Consider the following 10,060-nt stretch of genomic DNA (forward strand, 5'->3'; position numbering starts at 1 on the left):
CGACCGCGTCGGCGGCGTCCGCTCCGGCGCGCTTGGCCGCCTCGACGAGCGCTGCGACGCGGTCGGTCAGTTTCGCTGCGTCGAGCGTGTCGGTCATGCGGTTGGTCCTGTTTGTTCAAGCTGTCCGGAGGGCGGATGCTGCCCGCACCATCTATTGTTCCACTGCCGCTTGTGCAATGGCGGATGCGGCAATCTCAAGGCAATCGCCGTGTTCGTGCGGGAAGCTTTGCCGAAGCGGCATCAAATCGACGAGAGGCTAGCCTGCCACCGGCGCCCAGATTACATCCTCAACCTTCTGTGCTCCCGTCGCCAGCATCACCAGCCGGTCGAAGCCGAGCGCCGAGCCGCTGGCTTGCGGCATGATGGCCAATGCCGAGAGGAAATCCTCGTCCAGCGGATAGCGCTCGCCATAGACGCGCTCCTTCTCGTCCATCTCGGCGACGAAGCGGCGGCGCTGCTCGGCCGGATCGGTGAGTTCACCAAAGGCATTCGCAAGCTCGACGCCGCAGCAATAAAGCTCGAAGCGCTCGGCGACGCGCGGATCCTCCGCGCTCGGCCGGGCAAGGGCTGCCTCCGACACCGGATAGCCGCAGAGGATGGTGGCCCGGCCCTGCCCCAGCGCCGGCTCGACCTTTTCGACCATCACCCGGCTGAACAAGTCGGCCCAACTGTCGTCGGGCGCGGTGCGCAGGCCGGCGCGAACCAGCGCCGCGTGGAGCGCCTCGCGGTCGGTGCTGCCGTCGACGGCGACAGTCGCCAGCAGGTCGATGCCGGCATGGCGCATGAAGGCTTCCGCCACGCTCAATCGCTCCGGTTCGGCGAAAGGATCGGCCTCGCGGCCGCGGAAGCGGAAGCTTTTGGCGCCGGCCCTTTCGGCGGCGAGCGCCAGGAATTCGACGCAGTCGGCCATCAGGCGCTCATAAGTTTCGCCGACGCGGTACCATTCGAGCATGGTGAATTCGGGATGGTGGAGCGGCCCGCGCTCGCGGTTGCGGTAAACAGCGCCCAGGCTGAAGATGCGCTTCTCGCCGGCGGCAAGCAGCTTCTTGCAGGCGAATTCCGGCGATGTATGGAGATAGAGCGGCTGTCCTATCCCATCCGGTCCGATTGCCTCGGTGGCAAAAGCGGCAAGATGCGCCTCGTTGCCGGGCGAGACCTGCAGCGCGGCCGTCGTCACCTCGACGAAGTCACGGTCGGCGAACCAGCCGCGCAAGGCGGCGGCGATGGCATTGCGCGCCATGAGCCTTGGCCGGCGGTCGGCATGAATATGCGGCGTCCACCAGGGCGAAGCGCCGGTCATGAGCGGGAAAATCGCCGAGAAGACTGGCGGTTCGGCGCAAGATGCGCTAGGGCGCACGCGAAGGCCGCCGTCGCCGCTTCGCGGCAATCGACGCTTGCAGGCCGAAAAACTCGATTGGGATTGAATATCGTGGTCAAGGTCATCGCCAGTTCCTTACGCAAAGGCAACGTCGTCGATAAGGACGGCAAGCTCTATGTCATCCTCTTTGCCGAAAACATCCACCCTGGCAAGGGCACGCCGGTGACCCAGCTCGACATGCGCCGCATCGGCGACGGGGTGAAGGTTTCGGAGCGGTACCGCACGACCGAGATGGTCGAGCGCGCTTATGTCGAGGAGCGCGAGCACACCTTCCTCTATTCCGACGGCGAAGGCTTCCATTTCATGAACCCGGAAAGCTACGACCAGGTCGTGGCTACGGAAGGCGTGGTCGGCGACATGGCTCCCTATCTCCAGGAAGGCATGGCAGTGCAGCTGGCGCAGTTCAACGGCGTGCCGATCTCGCTGGTGCTGCCACAACGCGCCACTTTCGAGGTCGTGGAGACAGAGCCGGTCACCAAGGGCCAGACCGCGTCTTCCTCCTACAAGCCGGCCGTGCTTTCCAACGGCGTGCGCACCGCCGTGCCGCCGCATATCAGCGCCGGCACGCGCGTGGTGGTGATGACAGCCGACGGCTCCTATGTCGAGCGCGCCAAGGACTGACGTTTCCGCAGCGCTCCAGCTGCCACGGCTCGCCTGCGACCAGGCGGGCCGACCAACGGCATGTTTTGCCGGTCTGCTTTGCGGCTAACTTCGGCCGTATGGATCAGCTTTGGCGTTGCCTGAATGCTGATGTGAAGCAAAACCAGGAGTTGCTACCTGACCTTGACGACGACCTTGCCCTTGGCGCGCCCTGTTTCGACATAAGCCAGAGCCTCGTTGGCCGCTTCGAATGGAAAAACCCGATCGACAACCGGGTGGATCGCTCCGGATTCGATGAGAGCAGTGATCTTGCTCAGTTGATCACCCTGCGCCCACATGAAAAGGAACGAAAAACTCACGCCACGGCGCCTGGCTTTGGCCCGGATACCCCGGCTTAACAGGCGCAGTAACAGCCTCAGCACCGGGTTCAGTCCCTTCGCTCGGGCAAATTCGGGGTCAGGCGGACCGGAGATGGATATGAGCTTCCCACCCGGTTTCAGCACGTTCAGGGATTTTTCGAGCGTCTTGGCGTCCTGACTGTTTAGGACGACGTCGTAGCCCGACAGGACTTTGTCGAAATCGTCTTTCCTGTAGTCGACGACGACATCGGCGCCGAGCCCCTTGACCAGATCGGCACTCGCCGCGCTCGCAGTTGTTGCAACGGCCGCGCCGAGGTGCTTTGCCAGTTGGATGGCGAACGTCCCCACGCCGCCGGAGCCGGCCTGAATGAAGACCTTCTGCCCCTTCCTTAAACCTGCCCTTTCAACGAGCGTCTGCCAGGCGGTCAGGCCGACCAGCGGGATTGAGGCCGCCTCTTCCATGCTGAGGTTCTTGGGCTTCAAAGCCACGTCGGCTTCATCCATGGCAATGAACTCGGCGAATGTGCCAACCCGTCCATCGCGCGGCCGCGCGTAGACATCGTCGCCGGGTTTGAACTTGCGGACTTTCGATCCCACGCGGATAACCGTCCCAGCCACGTCGTGGCCCAGGATGAAGGGCCGGCGATAAGGCAGGATCAGCTTGAACTCTCCGGTTCTGACCTTGGAATCCAGAAGGTTCACGGCTGCTGCATGGATCTCGACCAGGACATCATTATCCCCGACGTTCGGCACTGGCATCTCGGCCAATCGCAAAATGCCCTCCTTGTTATATTTATCGACGACGAATGCTTTCATGGCAGTGACTTTCTGAAAAGTGTTTCTTGAAACAGTCGGCTCGGGAGAAGGCGTCAGGCATGGCGGAACGCCTTGGTTGCCAGTCGCATGTGCGTAAAATCCTTGGCCGAATTTGTTGTTCAGACCGGAAGGCGGAACTGCTTGCGCAAGCTCTTGTCGAATATGTCCGCAGGGGCAAAGCGGCGCAGCAGGCTGACCTGGCGCGCTGCCTTGCCGGCGGTGTAGCGCCGTCGCGGACGGGCATCGGTCGCTGCCTTGACGACCACCTTGGCCACTACTTCCGGCCGATCGGCTACAGGCATCACGTCGCGGAGGAGCGCTTCGAGCCCGGCTCTAGCCCGATCGTATTCCTTCAACAGGGAGTCCGGCTGGATTCCGTTCTGGTCGAAGACGGTGCGCACGAACGCCGGTTCGATGACCGAGACGCGGACATTGAAGGCACGAACCTCGTGGTCGAGCGATTCCGAATAGCCTTCGAGCGCGTGCTTGACCGCCGAGTAATGCGCTGAATACGGCGCCGGCACGAGTCCCAGCACTGAGCCGATGTTGACGATGCGCCCTTCGCCGCGCCGCCGCATCGACGGCAACACCGCATTGGTCATGCGGATGACACCGAACAGATTAACGTCGAACAGGGCCTGCACCTGTGGAACCGAGAATTCCTCGGCGCCTCCAAGCAGGCCGACGCCCGCATTGTTGACCAGGAGATCGATCCGGCCGGTTTGCGACAGCACCGTCGAAACGAGCGCGGTAACGGCCTCACCATCGGTCACGTCGCATGCCAGCATCGTCACCCCGTCCGGGCCATTGCCGGCTTTGCGGCGGCTTGTCCCGAAGACAGTAAACCCCGCCCGCGCCAATGCCTCGGCGCTGGCGCGGCCGATGCCCGAGGAGGCTCCGGTCACGATTGCAGTTCTTCCGGAATTCGCATTCATTTCGTTCTCCAAAATCATGAGGGCTAGCATTTTCACGTCGGTTGAATTACACTCATAATATCCAATTATGATCATAATGCAATAGCGAAAGGAATGGCTGCCATGCGCTACGAAAAGGGCCGGAAGGATGCCTCACGCGGCCGGATCATGGAGGTCGCCGCCGACCGCTTTCGTAGCGACGGCATCGCGGCGTCCGGCCTTGCGACCATCATGAGCGAGGCCGGGCTGACGAACGGGGCCTTCTATCCGCACTTTCAGTCCAAGGCGGAGCTCGTCCGTGAAAGCGTGGCGGCGGCCCTGGACGCGCAGTCGCATCAATTGCAGGAAGCACTGGCCACTGGCGGCCCGGAAATGGCCATAGATGTGTATCTATCGGCTGACCACCGGGACAATCCTGGAAAGGGCTGCGCTTCTGCCGCGCTGTTGCCGGAAATTGCACGGCAGCCGGCTGAAACGCGGGCCCTTTATGCCGAGCGCGTTCAATCCTTGATGCGACAGATAGCTGAAGCTCTGCCGCCGACGGAGGATCCGGAGGCCGTTGCGCTGGGCGTGTTTTCGACCCTCATCGGCGCGCTTCAACTGGCCCGCGCCATGGAAGGAACGGAATTGTCGGACCGCATCCTTTCGGCAGGGAAAGCTGCGGCACGGACGCTGATCCAACCGCTTCAGGAACAACTGGCGCCTTGAAGGTGGTGAGCCGGGCCAGTCATAGATCTGCTTTGGGCGCAAAGCGGTCCGCATCGCAGTGGCGGCTCAGTGGCCTTCCGCTCGCGGGCATCCACGCAGTCTAATTGGCCACACCATCAGGCGGCCATCTCCACCGGCAGGCCGGCGGCCTTCCATTCCGGCATGCCGTCCTCGAGACGGCGCGCGGAATGGCCGAGCGAGCGCAGCGCGGACACTGCTTCGAAGGACATCACGCACCATGGACCGCGGCAGTAGGCGACGACTTCGCGGTCGGCAGCGGCTCCCACAGACCAGACCTTGATTTCGCTGAGCGGGACATTGATCGCGCCGGGCACATGGCCGAGCGCGAATTCATCCGGCGGACGGACGTCGATCAGTGTCACCAGCCCGTCGCGCATGAGGGCCTGAAGTTCGTCCCGGCTTACGGGCAGCATCTGGTCTCGCGCGTCGAAATAGCCGCGCACGATACGGTCGACCTCGGCAACGTGCCGCTCGGCAACGGCACGCACCGACGCGAAGGCATCGAGCACGCTCTCATCCGCGAGCGCGTAGTGCACGAATTTGCCATCCCGCTCGGCCGAGACAATACCGGCACGGCGCAGCGCCTGCAGATGCTGTGAGATGTTGGCGACGGGTTGGCCGAGCTTTGCGGCAAGCGCTTCGACGCTGCGCGCGCCTTGCGCGAGGTGCTCGATCATCTCCAGGCGCAGCGGATGGCCGAGCGCCTTGGCGACGATCGCGAACTGCTCGTAAAGCGCCTGCTTCGGATTGCGGATTGACATCGACCTTTCAGCGACGCATCGTCATTCAATGAAATGATTGAATGACAGTTTCGACTTGCTGTCAAGCCGCGCGGCTCGCCCGCCGCGGCCGGCAGTGCGGAGGAAAAGCGATGATTCTCAGGCAGTTCCTGCATACCGATCCGGTCGCCGCCTCCTATCTGTTCGGCTGCGGCGGCAAGGCTTGCGCGGCCGTCGTCGATCCGGTCGGCGACATCGCGCCCTATGTCGAGGCGGCGCGCGCGACCGGCATGCGCATCCTCTATGTCGTCGACACACATATCCATGCCGACCATGTCTCGGCTGGACGGGCGCTCGCCGAGGCGACCGGCGCCGAATACGTGCTGTTCGAGGGCGCCGAGGCAGGCTTCCCGTTCCGTCGGGTGAAGGACGGCGAGGTGCTGGAGCTCGGCAACGTCACGGCCACCGTGATGCATACGCCGGGCCACACGCCGGAGCATTTGAGCCTGCTCGTCACTGACCGGACGCGGTCGGCCGAGCCCTGGTTCGTGCTCACCGGGCACACGCTGATGGTCGGCGATCTCGGCCGCACCGAGCTCGCCTCGAGCGCCGAGGACGGTGCCCGCGCGCTTTATGCCAGCGTGCGGCGCCTCAAGGAGCTGGCCGATCACATCGAGGTGCTGCCGGGCGCCTATTCCGGCTCGGTCTGCGGCCGCTCGCTGAGCGGCAAGCCGACATCGACGATCGGCTTCGAGCGGCGCTTCAACAAGGCCTTCCGTATCGAGGACGAGGACCAGTTCGTCGCCGCGATGACCGCCGACATCCCTCCCCCGCCGCCGGATGCCGCCCGCACCCGGGCCGCGAACGCTGGAGCCAAATCGTGAGCGCAGCGGCGCCGGCCGTTGCGCTCGGCCTCAAGGCCAACTGGAAGCAGTTCGCGCTCTTGGTGCTGATCAACGCCTTCGTCGGCGGCATGGTCGGCATCGAGCGGACCGTGGTGCCGCTGATCGGCGCGGAGGAATTCGGCGTCGCTTCCACCACGCTCGTCGTCTCCTTCATCGTCAGCTTCGGCGTGGTCAAGGCCTGCGCCAATCTCGTCTCCGGCCAGCTCGCCGACACATGGGGCCGCAAGCGCGTGCTGGTCCTCGGCTGGCTGTTCGGCCTGCCGGTGCCCTTCATCATCATCTGGGCGCCAAGCTGGGGCTGGATCGTCGCCGCCAACGCGCTTCTCGGCATCAACCAGGGGCTTGCCTGGTCGATGACGGTCATCATGAAGGTCGACCTCGTCGGGCCGAAATCACGCGGCCTCGCTGTCGGTCTCAACGAGTTCGCCGGCTATCTCGCGGTCGGCGTCACCGCCTTCCTCACCGGTTATCTGGCCAGCCGCTACGGGCTGCGCCCGGTGCCGATCTATCTCGGCGTCGGCTACGCGATGCTCGGGGCCGCGCTGTCGATCCTGCTCGTGCGCGACACGCGCGCGCATGTGCGGCTGGAACTCGCCAACGACGCGAAACAGGCATCTCCGCTCAGCTTCCGCGAGATCTTCATGCTGACCTCGCTCCGTGACCGCAATTTGTTCGCCGCCTCGCAGGCGGGCCTGGTGAACAATCTGAACGACGGCATGAGCTGGGGGCTTTTTCCGCTCTTCTTCGCCGCCAACGGGCTCGGCGTCGAGCGGATCGGCATCCTCAAGGCAGTTTATCCTGCCGTCTGGGGCGTCTTCCAGGTCGCGACCGGGCCGCTCAGCGACCGGTGGGGCCGCAAGGGCCTGATCGTCACCGGCATGTGGGTGCAGGCCGCAGGGCTTCTCACTACCGCCATGACGCGCGATTTCGGCTGGTGGCTGCTGGCGAGCCTGCTGCTCGGCCTCGGCACGGCGATGGTCTATCCGAGCCTGATCGCGGCGGTATCGGACGCCTCGCATCCCTCCTGGCGGGCGCGCTCGCTCAGCGTCTACCGTTTCTGGCGCGATCTCGGCTATGCGGTGGGCGCGCTGTCGGCAGGTCTCATCGCCGACTTCTTCGGCTTCGTCGCGGCGATCGGATCAATCGCGGCGCTTACCTTCCTGTCGGGCGTGATCGTGGCGGTGGCGATGCAACAGACGACAGCGCTAACGCCGGCACGAAGCGACGGCTAGCCGCTGCAAGAAAACCCGCGTTTACGATATCCGAAGCTTCATGCTGCTAGGGGTGAGCCTGTCCGGTACTATGGGGCAGGTGAATTTTCCTCGAGATCGTTCATGAGCAGCCCGATGCGCATGCCGTGGGTGGACACGGCAAAAGGTCTTTCCATCATCCTGGTGGTGATGATGTATTCCGCCTACAACACCGGTGAATATACTGGCGGCGTCGGCTTTCTCAACTATGTCATCGGCTTCGCGACGCCGTTCCGCATGCCGGAATTCTTTCTCATCTCTGGCCTGTTCCTGTCGCAGGTGATCGACCGGCCGTGGCGGCGCTATATCGACCGGCGCGTCGTCCACTATCTCTATTTCTACGTGTTGTGGGCAATCATCTCGATCGGGCTGAAGATCGGCATCTTCAGCCGCGATCCTGCCGGTATGCTGCATGATCTCGCAATGGCTGTCGTCCAACCCTACGGCGTGCTGTGGTTCATCTACATGCTGGCGGTGTTCGGCCTCGTCGCGCGCGTCTTGCGCGAGCTTAACACGCCGCACTGGATTGTCATCCCGGCCGCCGCGGCGCTCCAGATGTGGGCGCCGCATTCGGACAGCTATGCCCTCACGCAATTCGCCGCCTATTTCGTGTTCTTCTATCTCGGCTTCGTCATGGCGCCGCTGGTGTTCCGGCTCGTGGCATGGACGCAAGACCGTCCGGCGATCGCCGTTGCGGGCCTGGTCGGGTGGGCGGTCGTCAACGGCCTGCTCGTCTATTCACCGGGCTATGCCGTCGAGCCCGTCGGCATGCAGATGGGCCTGGCGGCATGGCCGCCGCTGCATCTTACGCTGGCCGTCGCGGGCGCGGTGGCGCTCTGCGTCGCCGGCGGCTTCCTGTCGAAATTCGCCTCGATGGAATTGCTGCGGTGGCTCGGCGAGCATTCGCTTGTCGTCTATGTCGCCTTCACCATCCCGATGTCGATCTTCCGCGGTGCAGCACTTGCAAGCGGCCTTCTGACCGATACCGGCATGCTCAGCCTCGCGGTGCTGCTCGTCTCGGTCGTCAGCCCGGTCATTCTCTATTTCATCGTCAAGCGCACCGGCTTCGGCACGTTCCTGTTCGAGCGGCCGGCCTGGGCGCATATCGACAGACCGAATGCCGGCCAGATCTCAAACAAGAGCGTTGCCCGGCCGGCGCGCGAGGCGGCCTGATCCAGAAGTAGGCCTAGCTTGCGATCATCATAGCCTGTAGCTGTTTCCGGTCCTCTTGGGACCATTGGCTGGGGTCTTCACCATGCGCGGACCTGGCGTGAAGCTCAACGTGCTTCATCACCTCTTCCGCGTTTTCTGCCGTGAAGCTCCCGGGACAGGCTTCCATTCCCGGATAGTCCTTGCACCGATACGTGTACGCCATCGCTGCCTCCCTTTTTAGGAAGACCTAATGGAGCGACGGGGCGCGACCTTTGTCAATGGAACTGAGGCGGTGTCATTCTAACCGTCATAGGGCCGAGATCCCGCTTGGTGAGCGTAACTTCCCGTCAGCGCCGGATTGGCAGCTCGGCCTACCGGCTATTTGCTGACGGTCGAGTCCTGGTTGTATCCGGGATGGCGCACGGCCTTGATCTTGCCGCTGCTGCCGCCTCCGCAGAAGAAGCAGCCGCCACCATCGGATTCCAGTCCCGACACGCCAGACGGCATCGTCACCTCCTGCAGCACGTCGCCTGTCTCGGGATCAATGCGCAGCAGATCGCCCTCCTCGCCTTCCCAAGTGGCATGCCAGAGCTCGCCATCGACCCAGGTGACGCCGGTGACGACGCGTTTCGACTCGATGGTGCGGATCACCTTGCCCGTTTCAGGATCGATCTGATGGATCTTGTGCGCCCTGTATTCGCCGACCCAGAGCGAACCTTCGGCCCAGGCCATGCCCGAGTCACCGCCATTGCCGGGGGCCGGAATGGTGGCGACGACCTTGCCGGTCTTCGGGTCGACCTTGTGGATGCGATCCTCAGCGATCTGGTAGAGGTGCTCGCCGTCGAAGGCGGTCCCGGCATGCGAGGCGACGTCGATCGATCGCACGATCGCGCCGCTCTCCGGGTCAAGCGCCTTCAGCTTGTCGCCGGTGGCGAACCAGACATTCTTGCCGTCATAGGTGACGCCATTGACGCGCTCGGCGTCCGGAAAGGGTCCATATTCCCGTAGGATCTCAGCAGCGGCTCGTTTCATTTTGATCTCCATTTGAACAATGGCCGCAGACTAGTCGCTCGGCAGCGGCCCCGGGAGTAACAAGACGGTCGGGAATCCAGTCATCGGTGGCGTCATCCAGCGGCGCGCCCTGCCGCGCCCGACCGCTTGCACCTTGTCCTGCGTGGAGAGCTCCTCCAGCGCCCGCTGCACGGTGCGCGCGCTGGCGCCGAGCGCGATCGCCAGCG

General features: G+C 63.8%; 11 protein-coding genes and 1 pseudogene. 5 read left to right on the forward strand and 7 right to left on the reverse strand.

The genetic code is table 11. The annotated features are described in order from the left end of the window. Nucleotides 1-256 precede the first annotated feature (256 nt). Nucleotides 257-1,300: an EF-P lysine aminoacylase EpmA gene (epmA, locus tag DH10_RS34470; protein ID WP_192247798.1), complete on the reverse strand. Its 1,044-nt coding sequence runs from the start codon at nt 1,298-1,300 to the stop codon at nt 257-259. Nucleotides 1,301-1,429: 129 nt separating this feature from the next. Here epmA and efp point away from each other — a divergent pair, with 129 nt between their 5' ends. Further along, nucleotides 1,430-1,999 (forward strand): elongation factor P, encoded by a 570-nt coding sequence (gene efp / locus DH10_RS34475; protein WP_192247801.1) that lies wholly within the window; start codon nt 1,430-1,432, stop codon nt 1,997-1,999. A 152-nt stretch (nt 2,000-2,151) separates the two neighbouring features. Here the strand turns inward: efp and DH10_RS34480 are convergent, their stop codons facing one another. Beyond that, nucleotides 2,152-3,153: an NADP-dependent oxidoreductase gene (locus DH10_RS34480; RefSeq protein WP_192247803.1), complete on the reverse strand. Its 1,002-nt coding sequence runs from the start codon at nt 3,151-3,153 to the stop codon at nt 2,152-2,154. Nucleotides 3,154-3,272: 119 nt separating this feature from the next. Continuing rightward, nucleotides 3,273-4,088, reverse strand: a complete 816-nt coding sequence (locus tag DH10_RS34485; protein WP_192247806.1) for an oxidoreductase — start codon at nt 4,086-4,088, stop codon at nt 3,273-3,275. A gap of 102 nt (nt 4,089-4,190) precedes the next feature. Here DH10_RS34485 and DH10_RS34490 point away from each other — a divergent pair, with 102 nt between their 5' ends. After that, nucleotides 4,191-4,775 (forward strand): TetR/AcrR family transcriptional regulator, encoded by a 585-nt coding sequence (locus DH10_RS34490; RefSeq protein ID WP_192385866.1) that lies wholly within the window; start codon nt 4,191-4,193, stop codon nt 4,773-4,775. Between the two features lie 116 nt (nt 4,776-4,891). Here the strand turns inward: DH10_RS34490 and DH10_RS34495 are convergent, their stop codons facing one another. Then, a complete protein-coding gene (locus tag DH10_RS34495) occupies nt 4,892-5,557 on the reverse strand; it encodes an ArsR/SmtB family transcription factor (RefSeq protein ID WP_192247812.1) in 666 nt (221 codons plus the stop codon). Between the two features lie 110 nt (nt 5,558-5,667). Between DH10_RS34495 and DH10_RS34500 the strand changes: the two genes are divergently transcribed. The 3 genes from DH10_RS34500 to DH10_RS34510 all read left to right on the forward strand — a co-directional run bounded on the left by DH10_RS34500 (nt 5,668) and on the right by DH10_RS34510 (nt 8,843). Next, nucleotides 5,668-6,399 (forward strand): MBL fold metallo-hydrolase, encoded by a 732-nt coding sequence (locus DH10_RS34500; protein ID WP_192385867.1) that lies wholly within the window; start codon nt 5,668-5,670, stop codon nt 6,397-6,399. After that, a complete protein-coding gene (locus DH10_RS34505) occupies nt 6,396-7,652 on the forward strand; it encodes an MFS transporter (RefSeq protein WP_312891249.1) in 1,257 nt (418 codons plus the stop codon). Before DH10_RS34500 ends, DH10_RS34505 begins: the two co-directional genes overlap by 4 nt. Nucleotides 7,653-7,754: 102 nt before the next feature. After that, entirely contained in the window at nt 7,755-8,843 is a 1,089-nt protein-coding gene (locus DH10_RS34510; protein WP_192247818.1) for an acyltransferase family protein, read from the forward strand. Between the two features lie 13 nt (nt 8,844-8,856). On the opposite strand, the gene DH10_RS34515 is transcribed toward DH10_RS34510, so the two are convergent. From DH10_RS34515 to DH10_RS34525, 3 genes and pseudogenes are all read right to left on the reverse strand, one after another. Then, nucleotides 8,857-9,045: a DUF1059 domain-containing protein gene (locus DH10_RS34515; protein WP_192247823.1), complete on the reverse strand. Its 189-nt coding sequence runs from the start codon at nt 9,043-9,045 to the stop codon at nt 8,857-8,859. 155 nt (nt 9,046-9,200) lie between these two features. Then, nucleotides 9,201-9,854, reverse strand: coding sequence for a Vgb family protein (locus DH10_RS34520; RefSeq protein ID WP_192385868.1), 654 nt, complete (start codon nt 9,852-9,854; stop codon nt 9,201-9,203). 30 nt (nt 9,855-9,884) lie between these two features. Further along, a pseudogene (locus DH10_RS34525) lies at nt 9,885-10,060 on the reverse strand (helix-turn-helix domain-containing protein); the annotation flags it as partial.

It is taken from the genome of Mesorhizobium silamurunense (genome assembly GCF_014843825.1).
Lineage (GTDB): Bacteria > Pseudomonadota > Alphaproteobacteria > Rhizobiales > Rhizobiaceae > Mesorhizobium > Mesorhizobium silamurunense.

Coding starts and splice junctions, on each gene's coding strand:
- DH10_RS34510 (WP_192247818.1), top strand. CDS start 7,755: ATGAGCAGCCCGATGCGCATGCCGTGGGTGGACACGGCAAAAGGTCTT.
- epmA (WP_192247798.1), bottom strand. CDS start 1,300: ATGACCGGCGCTTCGCCCTGGTGGACGCCGCATATTCATGCCGACCGC.
- DH10_RS34520 (WP_192385868.1), bottom strand. CDS start 9,854: ATGAAACGAGCCGCTGCTGAGATCCTACGGGAATATGGACCCTTTCCG.
- DH10_RS34490 (WP_192385866.1), top strand. CDS start 4,191: ATGCGCTACGAAAAGGGCCGGAAGGATGCCTCACGCGGCCGGATCATG.
- DH10_RS34495 (WP_192247812.1), bottom strand. CDS start 5,557: ATGTCAATCCGCAATCCGAAGCAGGCGCTTTACGAGCAGTTCGCGATC.
- DH10_RS34515 (WP_192247823.1), bottom strand. CDS start 9,045: ATGGCGTACACGTATCGGTGCAAGGACTATCCGGGAATGGAAGCCTGT.
- DH10_RS34480 (WP_192247803.1), bottom strand. CDS start 3,153: ATGAAAGCATTCGTCGTCGATAAATATAACAAGGAGGGCATTTTGCGA.
- DH10_RS34485 (WP_192247806.1), bottom strand. CDS start 4,088: ATGAATGCGAATTCCGGAAGAACTGCAATCGTGACCGGAGCCTCCTCG.
- DH10_RS34500 (WP_192385867.1), top strand. CDS start 5,668: ATGATTCTCAGGCAGTTCCTGCATACCGATCCGGTCGCCGCCTCCTAT.